General features: G+C 65.3%; 22 protein-coding genes. 14 read left to right on the top strand and 8 right to left on the bottom strand.

Going from position 1 to position 23,274, the window contains the following annotated elements:
• Window positions 1–6: 6 nt before the first annotated feature.
• Together QFZ40_RS13050 and QFZ40_RS13045 are read right to left on the bottom strand one after the other, a co-directional pair.
• The gene (locus QFZ40_RS13050; protein ID WP_306904881.1) at window positions 7–1,479 is read right to left on the bottom strand and encodes a lipase maturation factor family protein; all 1,473 of its coding nucleotides are present in this window, start codon (window positions 1,477–1,479) and stop codon (window positions 7–9) included.
• A gap of 110 nt (window positions 1,480–1,589) precedes the next feature.
• On the bottom strand, window positions 1,590–3,395 hold the full coding sequence (locus tag QFZ40_RS13045; RefSeq protein ID WP_306904880.1) for a vWA domain-containing protein: 1,806 nt from the start codon (window positions 3,393–3,395) through the stop codon (window positions 1,590–1,592).
• Between the two features lie 306 nt (window positions 3,396–3,701).
• On the opposite strand from QFZ40_RS13045, the gene dxr reads away from it, so the two are divergent.
• The 8 genes from dxr (at window position 3,702) to QFZ40_RS13005 (ending at window position 10,814) form a co-directional block, all read left to right on the top strand.
• The gene (gene dxr / locus QFZ40_RS13040; RefSeq protein WP_306904879.1) at window positions 3,702–4,886 is read left to right on the top strand and encodes a 1-deoxy-D-xylulose-5-phosphate reductoisomerase; all 1,185 of its coding nucleotides are present in this window, start codon (window positions 3,702–3,704) and stop codon (window positions 4,884–4,886) included.
• An 18-nt stretch (window positions 4,887–4,904) separates the two neighbouring features.
• Complete coding sequence (locus tag QFZ40_RS13035; protein WP_306904878.1) at window positions 4,905–6,236, top strand: M50 family metallopeptidase; 1,332 nt, start codon at window positions 4,905–4,907, stop codon at window positions 6,234–6,236.
• A 113-nt stretch (window positions 6,237–6,349) separates the two neighbouring features.
• The gene (locus QFZ40_RS13030; protein ID WP_306904877.1) at window positions 6,350–7,054 is read left to right on the top strand and encodes a MarR family transcriptional regulator; all 705 of its coding nucleotides are present in this window, start codon (window positions 6,350–6,352) and stop codon (window positions 7,052–7,054) included.
• Window positions 7,051–7,575 carry a hypothetical protein gene (locus tag QFZ40_RS13025; protein ID WP_306904876.1) on the top strand — a complete coding sequence of 175 codons (525 nt, stop codon included), beginning with the start codon at window positions 7,051–7,053 and terminating at the stop codon, window positions 7,573–7,575. The genes QFZ40_RS13030 and QFZ40_RS13025 overlap by 4 nt, the downstream gene beginning before the upstream one ends.
• Window positions 7,576–7,657: 82 nt before the next feature.
• On the top strand, window positions 7,658–7,951 hold the full coding sequence (locus QFZ40_RS13020) for a YciI family protein (protein WP_306904875.1): 294 nt from the start codon (window positions 7,658–7,660) through the stop codon (window positions 7,949–7,951).
• Window positions 7,952–7,997: 46 nt separating this feature from the next.
• Window positions 7,998–9,164, top strand: a complete 1,167-nt coding sequence (ispG, locus tag QFZ40_RS13015) for a flavodoxin-dependent (E)-4-hydroxy-3-methylbut-2-enyl-diphosphate synthase (RefSeq protein WP_306904874.1) — start codon at window positions 7,998–8,000, stop codon at window positions 9,162–9,164.
• Window positions 9,127–10,017 (top strand): GNAT family N-acetyltransferase, encoded by an 891-nt coding sequence (locus QFZ40_RS13010; RefSeq protein WP_306906917.1) that lies wholly within the window; start codon window positions 9,127–9,129, stop codon window positions 10,015–10,017. The genes ispG and QFZ40_RS13010 overlap by 38 nt, the downstream gene beginning before the upstream one ends.
• A gap of 38 nt (window positions 10,018–10,055) precedes the next feature.
• A complete protein-coding gene (locus QFZ40_RS13005) occupies window positions 10,056–10,814 on the top strand; it encodes a hypothetical protein (RefSeq protein WP_306904873.1) in 759 nt (252 codons plus the stop codon).
• Here QFZ40_RS13005 and QFZ40_RS13000 read toward each other — a convergent pair.
• Genes QFZ40_RS13000 through QFZ40_RS12990 form a run of 3 tightly spaced genes read right to left on the bottom strand, consistent with a single transcriptional unit; the run spans window position 10,807 to window position 13,069 of the window.
• Window positions 10,807–11,451, bottom strand: coding sequence for a TetR/AcrR family transcriptional regulator (locus tag QFZ40_RS13000; protein WP_306904871.1), 645 nt, complete (start codon window positions 11,449–11,451; stop codon window positions 10,807–10,809). The genes QFZ40_RS13005 and QFZ40_RS13000 overlap by 8 nt on opposite strands.
• Complete coding sequence (locus tag QFZ40_RS12995; protein WP_306906916.1) at window positions 11,448–12,191, bottom strand: ABC transporter permease; 744 nt, start codon at window positions 12,189–12,191, stop codon at window positions 11,448–11,450. Before QFZ40_RS12995 ends, QFZ40_RS13000 begins: the two co-directional genes overlap by 4 nt.
• 8 nt (window positions 12,192–12,199) lie before the next feature.
• Window positions 12,200–13,069 (bottom strand): ABC transporter ATP-binding protein, encoded by an 870-nt coding sequence (locus tag QFZ40_RS12990; RefSeq protein WP_306904869.1) that lies wholly within the window; start codon window positions 13,067–13,069, stop codon window positions 12,200–12,202.
• A 423-nt stretch (window positions 13,070–13,492) separates the two neighbouring features.
• Here QFZ40_RS12990 and QFZ40_RS12985 point away from each other — a divergent pair, with 423 nt between their 5' ends.
• The 3 genes from QFZ40_RS12985 (at window position 13,493) to QFZ40_RS12975 (ending at window position 17,622) form a co-directional block, all read left to right on the top strand.
• Window positions 13,493–15,304, top strand: coding sequence for a proline--tRNA ligase (locus QFZ40_RS12985; protein ID WP_306904868.1), 1,812 nt, complete (start codon window positions 13,493–13,495; stop codon window positions 15,302–15,304).
• A 19-nt stretch (window positions 15,305–15,323) separates the two neighbouring features.
• Complete coding sequence (locus QFZ40_RS12980) at window positions 15,324–16,118, top strand: sulfite exporter TauE/SafE family protein (protein ID WP_306904867.1); 795 nt, start codon at window positions 15,324–15,326, stop codon at window positions 16,116–16,118.
• 106 nt (window positions 16,119–16,224) lie between these two features.
• Window positions 16,225–17,622 (top strand): pyridoxal phosphate-dependent decarboxylase family protein, encoded by a 1,398-nt coding sequence (locus QFZ40_RS12975; RefSeq protein ID WP_306904866.1) that lies wholly within the window; start codon window positions 16,225–16,227, stop codon window positions 17,620–17,622.
• A 16-nt stretch (window positions 17,623–17,638) separates the two neighbouring features.
• Here QFZ40_RS12975 and QFZ40_RS12970 read toward each other — a convergent pair whose 3' ends face one another.
• The 3 genes from QFZ40_RS12970 to QFZ40_RS12960 form a co-directional block, all read right to left on the bottom strand.
• Entirely contained in the window at window positions 17,639–18,679 is a 1,041-nt protein-coding gene (locus QFZ40_RS12970; protein WP_306904865.1) for an aminoglycoside phosphotransferase family protein, read from the bottom strand.
• A 68-nt stretch (window positions 18,680–18,747) separates the two neighbouring features.
• The gene (locus QFZ40_RS12965) at window positions 18,748–19,521 is read right to left on the bottom strand and encodes a VIT1/CCC1 transporter family protein (RefSeq protein ID WP_306904864.1); all 774 of its coding nucleotides are present in this window, start codon (window positions 19,519–19,521) and stop codon (window positions 18,748–18,750) included.
• 145 nt (window positions 19,522–19,666) lie between these two features.
• Window positions 19,667–20,959, bottom strand: coding sequence for a DUF4439 domain-containing protein (locus QFZ40_RS12960; protein ID WP_306904863.1), 1,293 nt, complete (start codon window positions 20,957–20,959; stop codon window positions 19,667–19,669).
• A 106-nt stretch (window positions 20,960–21,065) separates the two neighbouring features.
• Here QFZ40_RS12960 and rimP point away from each other — a divergent pair, with 106 nt between their 5' ends.
• The 3 genes from rimP to QFZ40_RS12945 all read left to right on the top strand — a co-directional run bounded on the left by rimP (window position 21,066) and on the right by QFZ40_RS12945 (window position 23,225).
• A complete protein-coding gene (gene rimP / locus QFZ40_RS12955; RefSeq protein ID WP_306904862.1) occupies window positions 21,066–21,680 on the top strand; it encodes a ribosome maturation factor RimP in 615 nt (204 codons plus the stop codon).
• On the top strand, window positions 21,680–22,660 hold the full coding sequence (gene nusA / locus QFZ40_RS12950) for a transcription termination factor NusA (RefSeq protein ID WP_306904861.1): 981 nt from the start codon (window positions 21,680–21,682) through the stop codon (window positions 22,658–22,660). The genes rimP and nusA overlap by 1 nt, the downstream gene beginning before the upstream one ends.
• 202 nt (window positions 22,661–22,862) lie before the next feature.
• Window positions 22,863–23,225 (top strand): YlxR family protein, encoded by a 363-nt coding sequence (locus tag QFZ40_RS12945; RefSeq protein WP_306906915.1) that lies wholly within the window; start codon window positions 22,863–22,865, stop codon window positions 23,223–23,225.
• The last annotated feature ends 49 nt before the right edge of the window (window positions 23,226–23,274 follow it).

Below are 23,274 nucleotides of genomic sequence, written 5' to 3'. Positions count from 1 at the left end.
CCGCTCCTAGACGGCCCGCCCCGGGGACCGGCGGAGGGACAGCGGCGGGATCGACTCATAGAGCGGAGTCCGGACCCAGCGGTCGCCGGTTTCGCGGAACTCGGCCCGGGTGGCGAAGCGGTACAGGTAACTTCGCGCGCGCACCCAGCGGGGCGGGCCGCCGTCGAACGGGTCGTGGCGCAGCAGGCGCAGGACCTGCCGGTCCGCTTCGAGCAGCCTGGAGAGGAAGGCGTAAAACCATTCCTCATGCACGGTACGCAGCGGCAGGAACCACATCAGCCAGTCCAGCCGCAGGTGGTAAGGGGCCCATTGCCGCGGCACCCGGCGCACGTCCCCGGGCTTTCCCTTGAAGCTGTATTCGCGCCAGTCCGCGGAGTCGTCCGGAATCTCATCCAGGGTGCCTTCCACCACAATCTCGATCCGCTGCTTGGTGACAGTGCCGAAGGCCCCATAGGTATTGACCAGCTGCCAGCGGTTGAAGCTCGCGTTCATCAGCTGGCGCTTCGAGAACAGGTTGCGCACGGGCCAGTAGCTAAGGACCACCAGCAGGAGCGTCGCGGCGAGCGTGATAACCAGCCACCACAGCGGAGTGACCCGGCTGCCGGGGGTGACCTCCGGATGCCAGTCCAGCGGCAGGAATGGCAGCACGGCATGGGCGGCCTGGTCGCTGACCGCAGAGAACGCCAGCACGATGGCGATCCAGTTGAGCCAGGCGAAATTTCCGGTGGCCACGAGCCACAGCTGGGTGAAGATGACGATGCCGGCGGCCGCGCTGGCAAGTGGCTGGGGTGCGAAGAGGAAGAAGGGCACCACCAGTTGCGCGAAATGGTTGCCCAGCACCTCCAGCCGGTGGAACGGACGCGGCAGGAGATGCGCCTGCCGGCTCAGCGGCCCCGGCATTGGCTGGGTCTCGTGGTGGTAGTACAGGGCGGTCAGGTCACGCCATTCCCGGCCGCCCCGGATCTTGATCATGCCCGCGCCGAACTCCAGTCGGAACACCAGCCATGCCACCAGGATCATGATGGTGCGGGGCGGTTCCGTCTGGTCCGAGCCCAGGAAAGCCACAGTGAAGCCTGCCTCGAGGAGCAGCATTTCCCAGCCGAAGCCGTAGAAGGTCTGGCCAACATTAACGATCGACATATACAGCAGCCACAGCGAGAGGAATGCAATCAGGGGCAGCCATGGCGGCCCGAGCTGCGGAAGGCCGGCCACCAGCAGCGCCGAGACGGCCAGTCCGATTGCGCAGACCGCACGCAGCAGCCGGTCCGAATAGCGCCAGCGGAAAAGGGTGGGCCGGCCTCGTGTGCCGAATCCCTCCAGATAGTCGGGAACGGGAAGAAGCCCGCGTTCACCGAGGAGCGCCGGGAACTGGTTGAGCGAGGACAAGAACGCAACGAAGTAGAGTGCCGCGACGCCGCGCTGCAGCACTTGCCGGGCGAACTCGTAATCCGGCGCATCCAACCAGGAAAGCCAGTCCACGCAATCCACGTTACGCCGGAAAATCCCGGCGCCGCCATAGCATCGGACGACGTTGCCCGCCCCGTCGGAAGGTCCGGGCCTAGTTGGTCACGCCTGGAAGCTGGTCCTGCCTAGAAGCTGGTTACGAGATCGCCCAGCACGGCGTCCAGGCGATTCGGGTCAGTCGCGTCATAGAAGTGGGCGCCACTGGCCTTGGCGATCGCCCGCAGGGAATCGGTGTCGGCGTCGGCACCATAGGCCAGCGTGAACACCAGCACCGGGGTGCTGTGGTGCTGGTGACCCAGCAGCTCGGTCAGCGACTTGAGGTCACCAGGGTGGGTTGTGTCATTCTTGCCGTCGCTGAGGAGCACTATCGTGTTGATCTCGGATTCGTTGTATTCCCTTGCCTGTTTGGCGGCGAACTCGCCCACGGCTTCGAATAGCGGCGTGGCGGTCATAGGCTGCAGGGCGTTCAGTTTTGCCAACAGGTCCGTCTTGTTTGTCTTGAAGGCAGACACCGGGCTGACCAGACCGGGCGCCAGCGGGCCGTTCCCCACTTGGGAAAACGCTGCCAGTCCGACTTGGTCATCGCCGGTGAAGTGGTCCAGGGCGCGGGTAATGGCGTTCTTGGCGCCCTGCAGCCGGGTGCGGCCCGGGGCAATCTCCTGGCCCATGGATCCGGAGACGTCAACCAGGAACAGCGCCCGGGCCCTTTTGCGGACCTCTGGAAAACTCTTCTGGACACTGACCAGGACGTCTGCGCCGGGAAGCGGGACCGTCGGAAGGGACTGCGCGTAGTGGCCTGTTTCGGCGATCCCAGGATCCGTCTTGTCCTGAATGGTGCGGTATCCGGTGGTCTTGACTGCCTCCTGTCCCTGCTGCGTCCGTGCGTACGCCAGGAAGTCATCGGCGGCAAGGCGCTGCTGGCTGCTGACCCAGTCACCGGTGAGGCTCACAGCTGGATTGTCGGCAACCAGGACGCCGCCACTGGGGTAGATGGGAAGCAGTTGTTCTTTTGGCGGCGAGCCTGCCTGTTTGGTGACGCCGTCGTTACTTGAAATTCCCCTGTTGTAGTCCCATACCGATTTTTCATCGACAATGACCGCTGAGAGGAAATCTGAAACCGCACCGCCGTCGTCCGCCTGCCGGGCATGCCAGAGGAAGTGCTCCGGGGTGGCCATGTAATGGCTTATGCTCAGCTCGCCATCCTTGACTTTGCTGATGACAGCGGGCTGAGCCAGCTGTTCCTTCGTCAAGTCCGTAAGGTTCCCTGCGGCCACGCCATAGGACGCCAGCAGGCCCATGAGTCCGGACGTGGAAACCGTGGGGCTGGCTTTGCCGAACTTGAATTTGCCCCAGTCCCCATGGCCAAGGCGTGCCCAGACGCCCGGGTCCTTTGAGGCGGCAATGACGTCGGCCCAGCTGGGCGCCTTCGTGTCCCAACCGATGGCCTTGGCCATGGAGGCCGGCATAGCGACCACAATCCCGCTCCTGGCCACGCTGCCGCCGTCCAGGTGGAGGGAATTCCCGGCCTGGTCCTCGGCCACGCGCAGCCAGGCGCTGGAATCAGGAAGCCACACGGCAGGACGCCCGGACGCAGGAATGGAGGCAAACCCGCCTGCCGCATTGATGGCCGCTACCCCGGATTTATCCTGGCTTACGTCCACCGTGACGCACCTGCCGTCCACGCTGCGGGGCTTGGCAATGTAGGAAGCCGCCAGCGACCGCACCATGTCGGCGTTTTCGAGCGATGCGAGGACTTTGAGGGAAATGCAGGGCCCTGCGCCCGCACTGACGGCAGGGCGGTCCTCCGAAAGGACAACTTCTGCCTGCGTTTCCGGGGCGGTGGACGGTGCGGAGCCCACACGGGCCGGACTGATTAAGGCCGGGAGAACCAGAGCCCCGGCGATGAGGCCGGCAAGTACAGCTGCAGCCACTACTGCCTTCCGGATCCAACGTGGGTAGCTAGGCCTGGTGGGGGCACGGCGACGGCCCATATTCGTATCCTTGATATCCAGGGGTATGTCGCAGTGGCGACATACCGTCAGAAACTGGTTCGCGGCGGGGTTGCCGTCAATGCGTCTAGCCCCCGCCCCGATGCACATGGCACCCGGATACGCACCTTCGATGGTATACAAGGCCGGCCGCGGAGGGGTGAAATCCACGTCACATTCAGGTCATCCGCCAACCGGGCAAGGGATCGTGCCACGTTCGGATCGAGGGCCGTGCGGGATACTTAAGCAATGCAGCCACGCAAAATCGTCCTCCTCGGATCCACCGGTTCCATCGGCACCCAGGCGATTGACGTCGTCGACGGCGCCCCGCACCTGTTTGAGGTAGTGGCACTCAGTGCCGGTGGTGGGAACCTGGAGCTTCTGGCGCGCCAGGTTGTTCACACGGGTGCCGCGTTTGTCGGTATCGCCACCGGCGACCCCCTGCGGCTGCAGGAACTCATTGCCGATGCCGCACGGACCGCCGGAAGGCCAGATTTCCGCCCGGAAATCTTCGCCGGGCCTGATGCCTCGACCCGCATCGCCGCAGTGGAAGCCGACGTGGTGCTCAACGGCATTACGGGTTCCATCGGCCTTGCCCCCACGCTTGCCGCGCTGAAATCTGGTGCCGTACTGGCACTGGCGAACAAGGAATCACTGATCGTGGGCGGGGCGCTGGTCAAAGCCGCCGCAGCGCAAGGCCAGATCGTACCGGTGGATTCAGAACATTCGGCCATTGCCCAGTGCCTGCGCTCCGGCTCCGCCGACGAGGTCGAGAGGCTTATCCTCACAGCGTCCGGCGGCCCCTTCCGTGGCCGGAGCAGGGAAGAACTCCATGACGTCTCTCCCGGGGAAGCGCTGGCGCACCCCACGTGGGACATGGGACCGATGGTCACCACCAACTCCGCCACCCTGGTGAACAAGGGCCTGGAGCTGATCGAAGCGCACCTGCTCTTTGACGTCCCGCTGGACCGGATCGATGTTGTGGTCCATCCGCAGTCGGTGGTCCATTCAATGGTCCAGTTCGTGGACGGTTCCATCATCGCCCAGGCTTCCCCGCCGGACATGCGGCTGCCGATAGCATTGGGACTGGGCTGGCCGGACAGGGTGCCCCAGGCTGCCCGGCCGTGTGACTGGACGAAGGCCACAAGCTGGACATTCGAGCCCCTGGACACCACAGCCTTCCCTGCCGTGGACCTTGCCAAGGATGCCGCCAAACAGGGCAGCACCTTCCCCGCAGTCTTCAACGCCGCGAACGAGGAGGCGGTGACCGCCTTCCATGATGGCCGCATCAGATTTACGGACATCGTGGAAACCATCCATTCTGTTCTCAGCGAACACTCAGGATCCTCCGGGCTGACGCTGGAGTCGGTACTGGATGCTGAAAGCTGGGCACGCGCGCGGGCCCATGAACGTTTAGCAGTCAGCAGTCTCTAGGAAGCAGCAGAACCACCCATGAGTCCCGTTCTACTTTTTGTCCTCGGTGTCATTTTCGTGGCGATCGGCATCGCCGTGTCCATCGCGCTGCACGAAGTGGGGCACCTGGTTCCTGCCAAGCTGTTCAAGGTGCGGGTCACCAAGTACATGATCGGCTTCGGCCCGACGCTTTGGTCACAACGCAAAGGGGAGACCGAATACGGCATCAAGGCCATTCCGCTCGGAGGCTACGTGTCCATGATCGGCATGTACCCGCCCAACAAGGATGACGGAACGGTGCGTCCGTCCAGCACCGGCATGTTCCAGACCCTGGCCACGGAAGCACGGTCCCTTGCCCATGAGGATGTGGGGCCGGGGGATGAGAACCGCGTGTTCTACCGGCTGCCCGTGTGGAAGAAAATCATCGTGATGCTCGGCGGGCCGGCCATGAATCTGCTGATCGGGGTAGTGCTTACCGCCGTCCTGCTGATGGGCTTTGGCGTTGCCACGGCTACCACCACCATCTCGGATGTCTCGAAATGCCAGGTCGCTGCCGGGCAGACGGTTGATCCCGACTCTCCGGACTGCAAACTGACTCCGGCCGCTGCGGCGGGGCTCAAGCCCAACGACGTGGTCACCTCCTTTGACGGAAAAGCGGTGACTGCCTGGGACCAGTTGACAGAGTGGATCCGTGCTTCGGCCGGCAAGGAGGTCAGCATTACCGTTGACCGTGCCGGCTCTCCTGTCACCATGACCATCACGCCGGTGTTGTCCGCCCGGCCGGTCATCGGACCTGACGGTCGCCAGGCAAAGGACGACGCCGGCAACCTCCTGTACCAGGACGTCGGCTTCCTCGGCATCGGTGCGCAGACCGCACTGGTGCCCCAGCCGGCGTCGTCCGTCCTGCCCGTGGCGGGGGAAAACATCAGTCAGGTGGCGGGGGTCGTGTTCAACCTGCCAGCACGCGTTGTCGGGGTGGCGAAGGCAGCTTTCAGCTCCGAACCGCGTGATCCCAACGGACCCATCAGCGTGGTGGGCGTGGGCCGGGTCGCCGGTGAGGTGGCAGCCATGGAACAGGTACCGGTGCAGTCCAGGCTTGCAGCCCTGGTGGGGCTGCTCGCCGGGCTGAACTTCGCGCTTGCTGTCTTCAACCTCATCCCGCTGTTGCCGCTCGACGGCGGCCATGTTGCCGGCGCCTTGTATGAAGGTGCCCGACGTCGGGTGGCGAAGCTGTTCGGCAAGCCGGATCCGGGCGCCTTCGATATTGCCAGGTTGCTCCCGGTGACCTACGTGGTGGCGGTCCTGCTGATAGGGATGAGCGCGCTGCTGATTTACGCCGACATCGTGAAGCCGGTAAACCTGTTCGGCTAGGTAAGGGAGAATCCCTTTCTGGCTGATAAGCCATAGTTAGCCGATTTAGGCTGATATCAGCACATCAGCCTAATCTGATTGATTATTAAAAATCAGCCGGCTATGGTTGAGGTATGTACGTCATGACTATCGACCAGCGCGGCAGCAGCAATGACGTGGACCGGGTGCCAGAACTCGTCTCACAACTGCGTGGTATTACTTCCGCCGTCTTTGAACGTTCCGTCGGCGATGAACTCCAGGGTGTGGTGGATGATGCCGATGCGGTGGTGGATATCGCCCTGCATGCATTGCGCGGGGGGCATTGGTATGTGGGCATCGGCATCGGCAGGGTTCAGCTTGCCGCCGCTGCCCCGCCCCGCGAGGGAACCGGAAGCGGCTTCGTTGCGGCCCGGAAAGCCGTTGACCGGGCCAAGAACGCGGCGGGCCAGGTCCCATTGTCGGTGGTCTCCGGCAATATCGGTCGTGGAATGGATATACCCCGCGACGCCCAAGAAGGAGCCCTGGCCTGCGCCAATGCCGAAGCTGTGCTCCGCCTGATCGGACGGCTTGTCCAGGAAAGGACAGAGGCCCAATGGAGGGTTGTTGACCTGCTCCGCATCATCCAGCGCAGCGGCGGCAAGCACGGCAGCCAGAAGAGCGTGGCCAAGGAACTGGGAATAACGGAACAATCGGTGAGCCGTGCCGTACTGAGGTCCGGATGGCAGGAAGAATGGGCTGCCAGGCCGGCAGCGGCGATGCTCCTGGATTACGCGCACTCGCGGATCCTGGCATCCGGAAGCATCCAAGCAGCTGGAACACCTAACGAAGGAGACCGGTGAACGCACTCTGGATAACCGCGGCCCTGCTGGTGGCCGGACTCCTGGGCTGGCCCGTGACCGCCCTCGTGTTCAAGCTGGCCAGGACCATCGACGATAAAGCCGATGCCGCCACCGCAGGCGACGAGGCTGCACGGAAAGCCGAAGATCCGTCGGCCGATGTGACGGCGGATTCGTTTCCCGCGGGCGCCGGTGCGGGCGCAGGGCAGGCGGTCGATGGTGAGTTGACGGCCGAGCCCGGCCAGCAGCCGCCGCCCGGTGCAAGCCAGCCTGCGGCTCCAAGCCAGCGGATTCTTCGCGGCGGGGCCATCATCGGCATCCTCGAACGGCTCGCTGTGTGCCTTGCCATACTCGCCGGGCAGCCTGTGGCCATCGCCTATGTTGTGGCCATCAAAGGCCTGGGAAGGTTCGCGGAGCTGAAGGAAACCCCTGTCGCGGCTGAAAGGTTCATCATCGGGACGCTCACTTCCATGCTGTGGGCGGCAGGTGTTGCGGCCACGGTCAAAGCACTGTTCCTTGGCTAAGGACCCGTCGGCGGCGGGTTGTTCCCGGTTCCGGTACCTGCCCGGATGGGAAGGAATGCTGCCGGGGCGATAGGGTAGCGGTATGACTGTTTTTGCCGTTGAGTACGTTTATGCCGCCGATTCCGCACCTGCCCGCGATGAGAACCGGCCCGCCCACCGTGCCTGGCTTTCCGGCCTTGCCGATGCCGGTCAGCTGCTGACCAGCGGTCCGTACGGGGACGGGGCAGGCGCCCTGCTGATCTTCAAGGCCAACGGTGAGCCCGAGCTGAACGAACTGCTCAAGCAGGATCCCTTCGCCCTGGCAGGCACCATTGCAGGTATCCGGACCACCGAATGGACGCCCGTGATCGGCATTCTCGCACCGCACGCGTCCTGATCCCGGATCTCCTCAACAGATCCACCTTCCAACTCTAGGAGTCCACGTGACCTCGGTCAGCCTGGGAATGCCGTCAGCACCCCCGCCCGTCCTTGCCCCCCGCCGCAAGACGCGCCAGATAAAGGTCGGATCGGTGGGAGTGGGCTCGGACTCTCCCATCAGCGTGCAGTCCATGACCACCACGCCCACGACGGACATCAACGCCACCCTGCAGCAGATCGCCGAACTTACCGCCTCAGGCTGTGACATCGTGCGCGTCGCCTGCCCGTCAGCCGATGACGCCGACGCGCTGCCCATCATTGCCCGCAAGTCGCAGATCCCTGTCATCGCGGACATCCACTTCCAGCCCAAGTATGTGTTTGCGGCCATCGAAGCCGGCTGCGCCGCCGTGCGCGTCAACCCCGGCAACATCCGCAAGTTCGATGACCAGGTCAAGGAGATCGCCAAGGCGGCCAAGGACCACGGGACGTCCATCCGCATCGGCGTGAACGCCGGTTCGCTTGAGCCGGGCATCCTGAAGAAGTATGGCAAGGCCACGCCCGAGGCACTCGTGGAGTCTGCCGTGTGGGAGGCTTCCCTGTTCGAGGAGCACGGCTTCCACGACTTCAAGATCTCCGTCAAACACAACGACCCCGTCATCATGGTTGCCGCCTATGAAATGCTGGCAGAAAAGGGTGACTGGCCGCTGCACCTCGGCGTGACCGAGGCCGGCCCGGCTTTCCAGGGAACCATCAAATCGGCCGTGGCCTTCGGTGCGCTCCTGTCCAAGGGCATCGGCGACACCATCCGGGTTTCCCTTTCCGCCCCGCCAGTGGAGGAAATCAAGGTGGGCAACCAGATCCTGCAATCGCTCAACCTGCGGCCGCGCAAGCTCGAAATCGTCTCCTGCCCCTCCTGTGGACGGGCCCAGGTGGACGTCTACAGCCTGGCCGAACAGGTCACCGCGGGCCTCGAGGGCATGGAGATCCCGCTCCGGGTGGCTGTCATGGGCTGCGTGGTTAACGGACCGGGCGAAGCCCGCGAAGCCGATCTTGGAGTCGCATCCGGCAACGGCAAGGGGCAGATCTTCGTGAAGGGTGAAGTCATTAAGACTGTGCCTGAGAGCCAGATTGTTGAGACACTGATCGAAGAAGCCATGCGTATTGCCGAAGAGATGGGGGAGGCCGATGGCGAAGATGCTGTCAAGGGTAGCCCCGTGGTTAGCGTCTCATAAGGACGGCGCCGCACCCGCAGGCGTTCTGGTCCGCACCCTGGGCGGGGCGGACACGGCTGCCCTTCGGGGCCTTGCCCTGCAGGATCCTGTAGCTAACGTCTTTATCCTGGCGCACCTGCGCACGGCCGGCACCGCCGCGCCCACCACCGGGGGCGCCAGTGTCCTGGGGGTGTTCGACGACGGCATCCTGGTGGGTGCGTGCTGGACAGGTGCCAATCTTGTCCCGGTCCAGCTCGACCCTTCCCTTGCCGGACCCGTTGCCGCAGCTGCACACAGTGCCGGACGCCGTTACGCCTCGGCCTTTGGTCCCGCGGAGCCTGTCCTTGCACTGCATGCGGAACTGGAAGAACTCGGCCACGCCGCCCACGAAGTACGCCACGAACAGCCGCTCATGACGCTTGCCGGGCCGCCGTCAGTGGAACCGAACAGGAATCTGACGCTGGGCCGGATGGCTGACTTTGACCGTATCCTCCCCGCCTGCGCCGCCATGTTCGAAGAGGAAGTGGGCTATTCGCCCTTCCTCGGCGGCAGGGAGTTCTACAGCCGCAGGGTGGAGGGGCTGATCAGGCAAGGACATTCGCTGGTGCACCTCAACGCAGACGGCGAAGTGGTGTTCAAGGCCGAACTGGGCGCAGTGACGGCCGACGTCACGCAGATCCAGGGAGTATGGATGAACCCCCTGTTCCGCGGCCAGGGCCTGAGTGCGGGCTACATGGCTGCGGTGGTGGAACAGGCCAGGAAGATCGCGCCGGTCACTAGCCTGTATGTCAATGGCTTCAATGCGCGGGCCAGGGCTTCCTACCAGCGGGTCGGTTTCCGCGAGGTTGGAACCTTCGCTACAGTTCTTTTCTAGGGACAGACGGCTGCCCCGGTCAACTTGGGGGAACACACTTGAATACAGTCGTGGCACGTGCCATCGGATTCGTTGCCTTGCTCGTCATCGGACTGACGGGCTGCGCGGGCGCACCTGCGGACAACGGGGCACAAAGCGCAGTCACCGAATCATCTGCAGTCTCCACGCCTTCCCCCAGCCCAACGCCTTCGCCGACTCCGACGCCTGCAAAGATCTATTCAAGCGATGAACTCGGTGCTCTGCTGGGTCAGCTGAACGACGCCAAGGGAGTCAAGCTCTCCGTGATGTCCAGCACTGATTTGACCGGATCCCTGGCCCAGAGCAAAGCCATGATCTCCTCCATGTCCGTAGAACCTGCGGAGTGCCAGGAAATGGCCGTTTCCGGAACGGCACCTTCCGTGGAGGGCGCGACGCTTGCCATGGGGACCAGCCTGGACGCGGCCGAGGGAGCAACCACAATCGTGTCCATGACTTCCGGGCTCGATCCGGCGTTCCTGGAGAAGGGGATGGCCCAAGCGGACCAACTCTCAAAATGCGCAAAAATGTCCATCGGTACGGCCGGAACTAAACTCGACGTCGCCCTCGCCAAGGTTGACGGGATCGGCACGGTTCCCGGATCCGTGGCTTACCGCACGGACACTACCTTGCCCGATGGCCGGAAGCAGTCAATAATCACGGCACAGGCAGTAGTCCACAGCGTCCTGGTTACCGTCATTTCCATGGGTGGGGCCACCGAGGAAGCCGCATATTCCAGGACCGGAGCAATGTTGGACCAGGCGGCTGCCCAAATCAAGTAGCTGATGGCCCCGTCATCTTCAGGTCACCGGTCAGATAGTGCTGGATGTTCGGTGCGATCAGCGTGACCACATCTTCTGGCCGGGCCGAGGCCAGGGGTTCCAGCCTGACCACGTAACGGACCAGCATGAGCCCGACCACCTGGGTCGCCACGAGGTTAGCCCGAGTGGCGACCTCCCCGGGCGGACCCGGCACACCGGCCATGATCCGGGTGAGGACGGTCCGGGTCACCATCTCCCGTAGCAGCAAAGTCTTTGCCTTCGACCCGATGGCGCCCCGGAAGAACGCCTCCAGGCTGTGCTGGGCGGGGCTCTCCCAAAGACGGAGCACAGCCCACACGATCGCCTCGGCGCGCTGCCGGGGATCGACGCGGTCAACGCCCGCGAGGACCTGGGCGGGGTCCGCCGGCAGGGCCACGCTTCGGGCAAAGAGTTCGTCCTTGCCCTTGAAGAAATGGTGGATCATGGCCGGGTCAACACCGGCCTCGCGGGCCACCTGCCGGAGGCTTGTGCCGTCGAAGCCGTGCTCGGCGAACAGCCTGCGGGCCGTTTCCAGGATGTGGGCCCGGGATTGGGTGCTCCCGCCCCTCCGGCCCCTGCGGACAGCTGCGGCGCGCTCAACAGGCCGGGTCCCCGTCATGCCGTCCGCCGGCGCAACGTGAGTGATGCGAGCACCAGGACGCCCAGGACTATCGCCAGCATCACTCCGGCATCCTGCCAGAGCTGCTCTGTCGCCTCTGCGTTGGCCGCAACCTCCTCCAGGGCATCCACCGAGAACGTGAGCGGCAGGACGTTCGATACCGCCTCGAGGACCTCGTTCATCCGGTCGCGGGCAACAAACAGTCCGCAGAGCAGTATCTGCGGCACCACTACCACCGGCATGAACTGCACGGCCTGGAACTCCGTCCGGGCAAAGGCTGAACAGAGCAGCCCCAACGCGACGCCAAGGACCGCGTTTATTACCGCGATCAAGACCACCAGGCCGGGGCTGCCTTTGATGTCCAGGCCGAAAATCCAGTAGGCAACGGCCGTGGCAACCAGTGACTGCAGGGCGGCCATGATGGAAAACGCCAGGCCGTAGCCGAAGAGCAGGTCTGCCTTGTGGATGGGCGTGGTCAACAGCCGCTCCAGGGTCCCGGAGGTCCGTTCCCGAAGCATGGTGATGGACGTGACCAGGAACATGACCACAAACGGGAAGATGGCCAGCATCATCAGGCCTACGCGGTCGAATGTCCGGGGAATCCCCGGCGGCAGCGTCTCGTTCTCGAAGAGAAAGTAGACTGCCGCCAGCAGCAGGGCCGGCACCACAAGGATCAGCGCCACACTTCGGTGGTCATGGCGCAGCTGGTCCAAAACCCGCCTGGTGGTGGCCAGCATCATCAGCAGGTTCATGACCGCACCGTGCTTTCAGGAGTCGGACGGCCCGGCAGGGGCGGTCCGCTTTCCGGAACCGGACCTGTATCGGAAGGTGCCGTTCCCGAGGACTCCGCACCGCCGTCGGGCGTTGCCTCCGCGTCCCGGATGATGTGCAGGAAGGCCTTTTCCAGGTCTGTGCTATGCCCGCGCCGGCTCAGCTCCTGCGGCGTCATCTGGGCCAGCAGCCTGCCCTCCCTTAGCAGCAGGAGGGATTCGCAGTGGCTTGCCTCTTCCATGACATGACTGGAAACCAGCAGGGTGGTGCCGGCCTGGGCCATCGACCGGAAACGGTCCCACAGGTCGGCCCGGAGCACAGGGTCAAGGCCGACGGTGGGCTCGTCCAGCACCAGGAGTTTGGGATGCGCCACCAAAGCGCAGGCGAGTGACACCCGGCTTAGCTGCCCGCCCGACAGGTCGCCGGTTTTCTGCCTGGCCTGGGGTTCAAGTCCGACGGCGGCGATCGCCTCGGCCGCGTCGGCCCGGCCCTTCCGGTGCATGGCGCCGAAATACCTGACATTGGCTTCCACCGTCAGATCGGGGTAGACGCTGGGAGACTGTGTCACATAGCCCACACGGTGCCGGAGCGCGGGATGGCCTGCGGGAAGGCCGAGGACCTGCACAGTTCCGGAAGAGAACCGCTGGACTCCCACGATGGCCCGCATCAGGGTGGTCTTGCCGCTGGCGGACGGCCCCAGCAGGCCTGTAATCCGGCCCGCGGGAATCGAAAAATCCAGCCCCCGGAGGACAGGAGTCCTGCCCCTCGTCACCTGCAGGCCGCTCGTCACCACCGCTGCGTCGCCAGCCAGGGTGACACTTGTTGCTGCTGTTGCTGAATGGGACATCAATGCCTCCATCGTCGCGGTTCCGGCTTAATTCACCAGCTGATGAATTGAAAGTAGGCCTCACCTGTCCGTCCGTCAATAAGTCCGTCAATAACCTGTCGAATTGAAAAAACCCTTGTCACGGGGACGGCGATCACATAGGTTCGATCTAGCTGCGCTGGAGTGGGGTGGACGGTCTCACCAGTCCTCACCAGTATCAACGGCGTTAACGCAAGAGGAGCCACGTCCGGTTGCAATGACCAGCCCGAATGGGGGGCCAGGGGCTTTGCAGCACCGGACGTGGCTCTTCGCTGTCCCGTCCAGGACCCCGGCTGCGGACAAGCTCCGCAGGGCAAGGCGGGCTTTGCCGGTAGATTAGTACGCAGACGATTTGCCCGGCCCTGCTTTCCCAGCAGCACTTCCCCCAGAAACGGATACCCGCCCGTGGTCCTCAGACTGTCCCAGCTTTTCCTGCGCACCCTGCGTGAAGACCCCGTCGACGCCGAGGTCGCCAGCCACCGGCTCCTGGTCCGCGCCGGCTATATCCGCCGTGCCGCACCCGGAATTTACACCTGGCTGCCATTGGGCCTCAGCGTCCTGCGAAAGGTTGAAGCCGTCATCCGTGAGGAGATGGCCGCCATCGGCGCCCAGGAAGTCCACTTCCCGGCCCTGCTGCCGCGTGAGCCGTATGAGGTCACCAACCGCTGGACCGAGTATGGCGAGGGCCTCTTCCGCCTCCAGGACCGCAAGGGCGCCGATTACCTGCTGGCCCCCACGCACGAGGAAATGTTTACCCTCCTGGTCAAGGACCTGTACTCCTCGTACAAGGACCTGCCGCTGAGCCTGTACCAGATCCAGAACAAGTACCGTGATGAGGCACGGCCCCGTGCCGGGCTCCTCCGCGGCCGTGAGTTCATCATGAAGGACTCCTACTCCTTCGACGTGGATGACGCCGGCCTGGATGCCAGCTACGCGGCCCACCGCGGCGCCTACCTGCGGATCTTCGAGCGGCTGGGCCTGGAAGTGATTCCGGTGGCCGCCACCGCAGGCGCCATGGGCGGGTCCAAGAGCGAAGAGTTCCTGCATCCCACCGAGGTCGGCGAGGACACCTTCGTGCGCTCAGCCGGCGGGTACGCTGCCAACGTCGAGGCCGTTACCACAGTGGTCCCGGCCGACATCAACTTCACCGCAGCTCCCCCCGCCGAGGTGCTGGACACACCTAATACCCCCACGATCGATACCCTGGTGGCGGCATCCAACGAACTGGCTCCCCGCAGCGAGGCCGACGGCGGCGCCTGGACTGCCGCAGATACCCTCAAGAACGTTGTCCTCGCGGTCACCCTGCCCACCGGTGAACGCCAGCTTGTGGTCATTGGCCTGCCGGGTGACCGCGGCGTTGACCTGAAGCGAGTGGAAGCAAACATCGGTTCCTTCCTGCCCATCGCGGGGGAGATCGGATTGGAGGCTGCCAATGACGACGACCTCAAGAAGCAGCCCCTCATCGTCAAGGGCTACCTTGGCCCCGGCCTGGCCCTGGACGAGCCCCTGCTGGGCGCCGAAAGCACGACCGGGCTCCTGTACCTCGTTGATCCCCGCGTTGTCAGCGGCACCGCCTGGATCACCGGAGCCAATGAGGCCGGCAAGCACGTGTACGGCCTGGTGGCCGGGCGCGACTTCAGCTGGGACGGCGTCATCGAATGCACGGACGTCCGCGAAGGCGACCCCGCCCCGGACGGGTCCGGACCGCTGGCTCTCGCCCGCGGCATCGAAATGGGCCACATTTTCCAGCTGGGCCGCAAGTACGCCGAAGCCCTCGAGCTGAAGGTGCTGGACCAGAACGGCAAGCAGGTGGTGGTCACCATGGGTTCCTACGGCGTGGGTGTCACCAGGGCAGTCGCAGCCCTCGCGGAGTCCAACCACGACGAGAAGGGCCTGGTATGGCCTCGCGCCGTCGCCCCCGCCGATGTTCACGTGGTGGCTGTCGGCCGCGGCGAGGAGATCTTCGCCACTGCGGAGCAGCTCGCCCTGGATCTTGAAGCAGCCGGCCTGGACGTCATCTATGACGACCGCCCGAAGGTTTCCCCCGGCGTGAAGTTCGGCGACGCCGAGCTGGTGGGCGTCCCCACCATCCTCGCCGTCGGCCGCGGGCTGGTGGACGGCGTGGTCGAGATCAAGGACCGCCGCACGGGCGACGCGGAAAACGTGGCAGTGGACAAGGCTGTTGACTATGTGGTCAATGCCGTCCGCGCCAGCTGATACGCGTTCGCTGTAGGCAATGGTTTCGGGTTTCGAGTCGGTTCAGCTCGGCACTCTCATCCTGATTGTGGTGGCAGGGTTCGCCGCAGGCTGGGTGGATGCAGTGGTCGGCGGGGGCGGACTGCTCCAGCTCCCCGCCCTGCTGCTGGTACCCGGCATTACGCCTGTCCAGGCCCTTGCCACCAACAAGATGGGGTCCATTTTCGGCACCACCACCAGTGCCGTCACCTACTACGGACGCATTAAGCCGGACCTCCGAACTGCCGTGCCGATGGCGGTGATCGCCCTGGGCGGCAGTTTCGGGGGCGCCGTCCTGGCGGCAAACCTGCCCTCGAGTGTCTTCAAGCCCATCATCGTGGTGGCGCTGGTCGCCGTCGCCCTTTTCACCGCCCTCAAGCCTGACGTCGGGGAGATCACGGTGCTCCGGCACAACGGCCGCAAACACTATGTGGTGGCCTGCCTCATTGGGGCCGTGATCGGCTTTTACGACGGGCTGATCGGCCCGGGCACCGGTTCCTTCCTGGTCATCGCGCTGGTCTCCGCCATGGGGTACGCCTTCCTGGAGGCCAGCGCTAAAGCCAAGATCGTTAACATGGCCACCAACGCCGGCGCCCTGCTCTTCTTCCTGCCGCACGGCTCCCTGTTGTGGGGTGTCGGCCTGCTGCTGGGGGTGGCCAACATGGCGGGAGGCTACCTCGGCGCGCGGACCGCGGTGAAGCAGGGAAGCGGCTTCATCAAGGTTGTCTTCCTGCTCGTGGTGGGCGCCCTGATCATCAAGCTCGGCTATGACGTGTGGCAGGAAAACTTCACCTAGCCCGCTTCTGCCGGCTCTCCGCCAGCGGAACGCGCCCTGCCCGCGGTCCGCGGCAGGTCACATTCAAGGCCTCGTGCCTGGTCCGGGGCAGGCGTAGCATGCTGGTATGTCCGCAGGCGCTGAACCGTATTCGGCAGCATTGTCCGCTGCGGCCGGTCATGCGGCTGACTGGCTGGGGAGCCTGCCTGGCCGGCACGTCGGTCCCGGAGTGACAGCCCATGACCTGGCGAAGGACTTCGGCGGGCCCCTCCCTGACGGCGGGATGCCCGCCGCCGACGTCGTGGACTACCTCGCAGCCAAGGCGGAGCCGGGGCTGATGGCCATGCCTTCCGGCCGGTTCTTCGGCTGGGTGATCGGCGGTACCCTGCCGGCCGCGCTGGCCGCGGACTGGCTGGTCAGCGCGTGGGACCAGAACTCGGGCATGCGCTACGCCACCCCTGCGATTGCAGCCATCGAAGAAGCCGCCGGCAACTGGCTGCTGCAGCTCCTGGGGCTTCCGGAGGAGGCCGACGTCGGCTTTACGACAGGTGCCACGATGGCCAACTTCACCGGAATGGCAGCTGCCCGGTGGCGGCTGATGACTGATGCCGGCTGGGACCTTGACCGGGAGGGGCTGTCGGGAGCGCCGCGGATCAGGTGTTTCGCAGGGCAGGAACGGCACGAGACGATCGACCTGGGCCTGCGCTACCTCGGCCTTGGCCGGCCCACTGCGGTAGCCGCTGACGACCGGGGAAGACTGATTCCCGCCGAGTTGGACAGGCTGCTCTCAGAGGACACGGGGCCCGCCCTTGTCTTTCTCCAGGCCGGGAACCTGCATTCAGGGGCCTTCGACCCGTTCGCCGATGCAATTAGGGTTGCCCGCCGGCATGGCGCCTGGGTCCACATCGACGGCGCCTTCGGCCTGTGGGCAGCAGCAGTCCCGGAATTTGCCTCCCTTACTGAGGGCATGGAAGCGGCCGATTCGTGGGGGACTGACGCCCACAAGACACTCAACGTTCCCTACGACTGCGGAATCAGCATCGTCCGCGATTCGGTGGCGCTTCGCAGTGCCATGGGGCTGACCACGAGCTACCTGGTCCCGGACGCCGAAGGCCCGGGCGATCCGTTCCAGAAAGTGCCTGAGCTCTCCCGGCGCGGACGCGGCGTCCCGGTGTGGGCCGCCCTCCGCTCGCTGGGCCGGGAAGGGGTGGCAGCGCAGGTCCGCGGACTTGCGGAAGCCGCTTCCTTGATCGCCGAACGATTGGACCAGGTGGAAGGCATCGAGGTGCTGAACCCTGTCGATTACACCCAGGTTTCGCTTGCCTTCGGAGACGACGCCACCACCCGCGCCGTGACGGCCCGCGTCATCGAGGACGGCAAAGTCTGGATGTCCGGGTCACGCTGGAAGGGCCGCGATGTGCTGCGCGTGTCGGTCAGCAACTGGAGCACTGACACGGACGACGTCGGCACGGCGGTGGACGCCGTCAGTTCGGCTTTCGCGGCCGTCCGGTCGCAATCCGGCTGACCCGGAAGGCAGTCCGTCAGCCGGCGGTCTGTTCCTGTCCTGGTTCGGGCAGGGAATGCGCAGCGGGAAGGCTGTCCAAAGTCCTGCCTGCCAGGGTGCTGGCTACCCACAGCGAACGTGCCAAATCCCCTTGGTGGTGCGGCTTGGACGCGTACCAGAGAGCGTTGTCGACCTCCCGGGCGATGCCCCATTGGCGGGCCACTTCCGCATCCAGGCCTGCCGCGACGCTGAAGTCCCGGCAGCGCTGCCTGAGGCCTTCCTGCGGGTCGCTTCGCGGGAGGTCCCCGATCCGGTTCCACAGGAGCGGAGCCACCGCAAACTCCGGCTCGCCGATCATCGGCTGCGGGTCGATGGCGGCGAAGCCGTCCCCGGAAAGCAAGCGTTCGCCTGCGGTGTCTGGCCTGGCCAGGATGTTCAGGAAATGGAAGTCCGTGTGTACCAGTACGTCGTGGCCCGAACGCCGTCCCACCGCGCCCCGGGTTTGGCAGACTTCGAGGGCGGCTTCCAGCAGCCAGCGCGGAAACGGGCGGCCCTGCTGTTCCCACTCCGCCGGAAGGTCATCGCTCCACTGCTCGGCCCGCCCGGCGATGTGGTCGAACTCCTGCCACTGCTGCCTGCCATCGGGAACCAGGCTGAGCTGTCGCATCAGTGCGCCCCAGACGGTCGCGGCGTCTTCCATCGCGACGGTCTGCAGCGAGTAGTCCGCGTCAAGGCGCTCCAACAGCATGGCGCAGGTACCGGCATCGGATTCCAGGAGGCGTACAGCGCCGTGCCCGCCCCAGAGGGTCAGGGCGTGGCGCTCGACCCGCGCTTCATCATGCGGGAAGGCGATCTTCAGCGCCGCTGGCGTGCCGTCGTACCGGCAGACGGGAATGACCAGGCCACCATGACCGTTCCACGGGAAGGCGCCGGGGGCCAGCTCCGCCTCCAGCTCCCAGTGCTCAAGCCGGCCCTGCAGCAGGCCGGGCAGCGCAGCCAGCCATGCCCGGCCTGCACTGCTGCGGCTGTACCGCGCGGTGAGATCCGGGGGAATCGGAACTTCGGTCTGCTGGTTCATCAGCTCCAGCGTAGTTGACACTGGGTTTTGCGGTCCGCGGCGCACGCCATCAAAGCAGCGCGTCGGGCTCAGACGACGCCGGTGGCACCCAGTAGGTTGCCGATCGAGAACGTCGCGGCAAGGGCCAATGCACCGCCAACCACCACACGGACGGCAGCCCGCGACTTCGAACCGCCGCCGATCCAGGCGCCCACTGCCCCTGTCAGGGCCAGCGCCACCAGTACGGCGCCGAAGGTCAACGGAACCCTGATGCCCTGCGGCGGCAGGAGGATGGCAAGCATCGGCAGGGCGGCGCCCAGGGTGAATGCGACCGCCGAGGCTACAGCGGCGTGCCAGGGGCTGACGATATCGGACTCGTCGATGTTGAGCTCTGCTGAAAGATGCGCCGCGAGGGCATCGTGGTTTGTCAGCTCGACCGCTACAGCGCGGGCGGTTTCGGGGCTGAGGCCCTTCTCACGGTAGATGGCAGTCAGCTCGGCAAGTTCCTCCTCGGGCTCTTCGGCAAGTTCCCGGCGTTCCTTTTCGATCAGTGCTTTCTGGCTGTCGCTCTGGCTGCTCACGGAGACATATTCGCCAAGGGCCATGGAGACAGCTCCGCCGACCAGCCCGGCTGCCCCGGCGGCGAGGATCGGCCCTGTGGCCGAAGTCGCTCCGGCCACGCCCACCACGATGGCGGCGACGGAGACTATGCCGTCATTGGCCCCCAACACCCCGGCGCGGAGCCAGTTGAGCCGCTGTGCCGCATCGTTGTCATGCGGCTCACTTTCTAGGTGGCGTTCCAGGTCTCGGTTACCCGCGACGCCTGTTGGTTCGGCCGGCTCGGATGGGTTGTGGGAATCCATGAATTCAGCAAACCACCACTTGCAGCCCAGTGCCAGCAGCCCCGGCTGGAGCGAGGGGAACAATCCTGCTTCAGGAACGGTCCGGGGCCGCATAACCGGTGCGGGGGCGGAACGTTCCTGCGGGCCGGGGACGCTCTTGGGTAGGCTAGCCGGGAAGCTGCGGTAGCTCGGATTGGTCCAGGAGTACGCCGGGGAGTGGCCCGGTGTCGGCGCCCCAATGAAGCGTCCGCCGGGCGGCCCCCAGGAGCGCCGCGACAGCCCAGCTCCGGGTCGGGCCCGCGCTGAGGGCCACTACATCTCCATAGACCGTCAATGTGCCGGCTTCCAGCTGCCCCAGTCCGGCTGCCGGAGCGGCAAGGAAGGCCTCGGTAAGGGCATAGCCCGGCTGCTGCGGCGGAACAGCGGCGCAATGCATCCTGCCCTGCGCCGCAGCCTCGGCTGCTAGCTCCTGATGCTGTTCCAGAAGGTGGGATGCCGGAACAACTGACGCCTGGTCCAACCTCGTGAGCGCCGCCTGGTAGCCGTAGACCACTTCCTGTTCACTTTCCACGGCTGCTGACAAGGCCGACGCCAGGCTTGCACTGGTCGCCGCTCCGGATGCGGCGGCGGACGGGGCAGCGGAAGCGCCGGCCGACGGAACAGGGCCGGCACAGGCCGGGCCAGCCTGGGTCCCTGACGGGGCGGGAGTGGCTTCGGGCTGTTCTGTGGCGCCGAGGTCCCCGGCTCCGCCGAGGTCCCCGGCCTGACCGGTCGCGGATCCCGGGTCCGGGGCGGGAGCAGGAAGCGCGTCCGCGGGTACCCCGGCAGTGGCGGCCAGGTCCTGGGCAGCCAGGAGCTGTGCCGTACCGGCGCCGGCGAGAAGGCGGGCCATGCCGCCGTCGGCCGTTTCCGAATCCTTGAGCCGCTGCACCCCGCTGGCCGACAGCGCCACAGCCAGCTCCGCTGTAGAGGACGGGCGCGGAGGCATTGATGCCCGGGCGGAAGGACCGCCGGCAGGTCCTGCCGTGGTTCCTCCGGTGGCTGTAGTGGTTCCTGCCGTGGGTGCTGGCGTCGTTCCGGCCGCAGGCGAATCCGACGTCCCGGGGGCTGATGATGAATCTCCGGGAGGCATGAGGTCTCCGGCAAGCATCAGGGCCCTGGCCTGGGTAGTCAGCAAATTCACAATGCGGTCCAACGCCCCGGAGCCGGCCGCCGGAGCAACTGCCGAACCGGGGCCGCCCGCAGCGCCCGCCAGTTCCAGGGTCGCGGAGCGCAGGGACACGGTGTCCGCAAAGGCCGCTGCCCTGGCTTTCTCCGAAAACGGCGGCTCCGCCGGGGGAGCGGGTGGCCGGGGGATGAGGGCGATGCCCAGGCTCAGGACTAGGAGGGCTGTGAGCGAAAAGACTGCGTACCGGAAATAGCGCCTGTTGGGGCTGATTTCCTGGCTGTCGTCTTTCACAACAGACCATGTTGTCACGCCTGGGGGCATACTCCGTGCACCACTGCCTCCGGAAAATCGTTAGGCTAGTAGTCACAACATCATCTATCGGGAGGCGTCCGGCATCGTGAGTAGCGCAGAAGCCACGACTTCATCAGGCCATACCGGTTCGGGTAGGGCTGACGCTTCGCCTGCCCAGAATCCGGAAGCCGCCCGGCTCCGGGCATTGCTTGAACCCGCGGTCCAGGCCAACCGCCTGTACCTTGAGGACGTCTCCATCATCGCCGGTTCGCACCGGGTGGTCCACGTGGTGGTGGACCTGCCGCAGGAGGAAACAGGCGGCGTCAACCTGGACGTCATCGCGGACATCTCCAAGGTCCTCTCGGACGTCCTGGACAACGATCCCAACGATGACGGCCGTCCCTACGACCTTGAAGTCTCATCGCCCGGCGTCGGCCGGCCGCTGACCGAGCCCCGGCACTGGCACCGGGCCCGCGGCCGCATGGTGAAGGTCAATGTCATCCAGGGTGAGAACGTCACTGGCCGGCTCCAGTCCGTGGATGATTCCGGAGTGACCATTGTCCCGGAAATCGCAGTGAAGAAAGGCATGAAGCCCAAGCAGGGCGAGCCCGTGAAACTTCCTTTCGACAGGATCCGCACCGGAAAAGTCGAGATCGAATTCAGCCACCTCGACGAGGCTGGTCTGGAACCTGAGCACAATGGACCTTCTGAGGAGGCCTGATGGATATTGACATGAGCGCACTGAGACTCCTGGAGCGTGAGCGTGAAATCCCGCTGGACCTCCTGATCCCCACCATCGAGCAGGCGCTCCTGGTGGCCTACCACAAGTCGCCCGGCGCCTTTGAGAAGGCCCGCGCGGAACTGGACCGCAAGAGCGGCCACGTAACCATCTGGGCTGTGGAAATCGACGACGACGGAGCACCCATCGGCGAGTTCGAGGACACCCCGGCGGGCTTTGGCCGCATCGCTGCGAGCACCGCCCGCCAGATCATCCTGCAGCGCCTGCGCGATGTGGAGGACGACAACGTCCTGGGCGAGTTCAAGGGCCGGGAGGGTGAACTCGTGTCCGGCCTGATCCAGCAGGGCAACAACCCGCACATGATCCAGGTCAACCTGGGCACGGTGGAGGCACTGCTGCCGCCGCCCGAGCAGGTGCCGGGGGAGAAGTACATCCACGGCAACCGGCTCCGCGCGCTGGTCATCGATGTGCACCGCGGCACCAAGGGCCCGTCCGTGACGCTCTCCCGCTCGCACCCGGGCCTGGTCCGGAAGCTCTTCGAACTGGAAGTGCCGGAGATCGCCGACCGGTCCGTTGAGATTGTTGCCCTGGCACGCGAGGCGGGCCACCGCACCAAGATCGCCGTCAAGGCCAACACCTCCGGCATCAACGCCAAGGGTGCCTGCATCGGTGAAATGGGTTCCCGCGTCCGCGCGGTCATGACGGAGCTCAACGATGAAAAGATCGACATTGTGGACTTCAGCGAGGATCCAGCCACGTTCATCGCCAGCGCACTGTCGCCGTCACGCGTGAATTCCGTCACCATCGTTGACGAGGCCACCCGGTCCGCCCGGGTCGTAGTGCCGGACTACCAGCTTTCGCTGGCCATCGGCAAAGAGGGACAGAACGCCCGGCTGGCAGCCAAGCTGACCGGCTGGCGCATCGACATCGTCTCCGACGCTGCGACGCCACGCGAGAACTGACGCCGAAGCCGGGCAGGACCGAGGGCGCGGCAGCACGCCTGCCGTGTCGGATCGCGCGTGCGTTTCCGGTACAACGGCCCGAAGGGGCTAGAATAGACAATGACCGCGCCTAACGGCCGGTATTCGTGTGCCTTGCGCCTGCCCGTTCCGCTGACAAGGGGGAACAGGCCGGTCCAGGCCGGCAGATATGTACGTCAGGAAGATGCTCACCGTGGCAGAAGTGCTTCACAGCGAGGATCAACCGCAGCGTACCTGCATCGGATGCCGGAAGAAGGCCCCGCGGTCTGAGTTACTCCGGCTCGTCGCCGAAGGCAGCGGTTCCGCCGCTGTCCTGGTGGATGAACGACGCCGGATGCCTGGCCGGGGTGCATGGCTGCACCCCAGCGAATCGTGCCTGGCTCTGGCGGTCAAGCGGCGAGCTTTCGGACGTGCCCTCAACGGCGCAACCGGAACCGCCGCCGTCGAACGCCGGATCAAGCCGGGCACGAATGCTGCAGGCACGCTGCCGATACCTCCGGTAGAAGCAGCACCAACCGTCCAACCTGAAAGCGGGTCAGAAATCTGATGGAAACCCGATGAGTTCCCAGCGATGAGTGCGCAACGATGACAACTTT

It is taken from the genome of Arthrobacter pascens, assembly GCF_030816475.1.
Classification (GTDB): Bacteria; Actinomycetota; Actinomycetes; order Actinomycetales; family Micrococcaceae; genus Arthrobacter; species Arthrobacter pascens_B.
This window is presented reverse-complemented; position numbering and strand designations above follow the sequence as displayed.

Coding starts and splice junctions, on each gene's coding strand:
- dxr (WP_306904879.1), top strand. CDS start 3,702: ATGCAGCCACGCAAAATCGTCCTCCTCGGATCCACCGGTTCCATCGGC.
- QFZ40_RS13035 (WP_306904878.1), top strand. CDS start 4,905: ATGAGTCCCGTTCTACTTTTTGTCCTCGGTGTCATTTTCGTGGCGATC.
- QFZ40_RS13030 (WP_306904877.1), top strand. CDS start 6,350: ATGTACGTCATGACTATCGACCAGCGCGGCAGCAGCAATGACGTGGAC.
- QFZ40_RS13020 (WP_306904875.1), top strand. CDS start 7,658: ATGACTGTTTTTGCCGTTGAGTACGTTTATGCCGCCGATTCCGCACCT.
- QFZ40_RS13010 (WP_306906917.1), top strand. CDS start 9,127: ATGCTGTCAAGGGTAGCCCCGTGGTTAGCGTCTCATAAGGACGGCGCC.
- QFZ40_RS13000 (WP_306904871.1), bottom strand. CDS start 11,451: ATGACGGGGACCCGGCCTGTTGAGCGCGCCGCAGCTGTCCGCAGGGGC.
- QFZ40_RS12995 (WP_306906916.1), bottom strand. CDS start 12,191: ATGATGCTGGCCACCACCAGGCGGGTTTTGGACCAGCTGCGCCATGAC.
- QFZ40_RS12990 (WP_306904869.1), bottom strand. CDS start 13,069: ATGTCCCATTCAGCAACAGCAGCAACAAGTGTCACCCTGGCTGGCGAC.
- QFZ40_RS12980 (WP_306904867.1), top strand. CDS start 15,324: ATGGTTTCGGGTTTCGAGTCGGTTCAGCTCGGCACTCTCATCCTGATT.
- QFZ40_RS12975 (WP_306904866.1), top strand. CDS start 16,225: ATGTCCGCAGGCGCTGAACCGTATTCGGCAGCATTGTCCGCTGCGGCC.
- QFZ40_RS12970 (WP_306904865.1), bottom strand. CDS start 18,679: ATGAACCAGCAGACCGAAGTTCCGATTCCCCCGGATCTCACCGCGCGG.
- QFZ40_RS12965 (WP_306904864.1), bottom strand. CDS start 19,521: ATGGATTCCCACAACCCATCCGAGCCGGCCGAACCAACAGGCGTCGCG.
- nusA (WP_306904861.1), top strand. CDS start 21,680: ATGGATATTGACATGAGCGCACTGAGACTCCTGGAGCGTGAGCGTGAA.
- QFZ40_RS12945 (WP_306906915.1), top strand. CDS start 22,863: ATGCTCACCGTGGCAGAAGTGCTTCACAGCGAGGATCAACCGCAGCGT.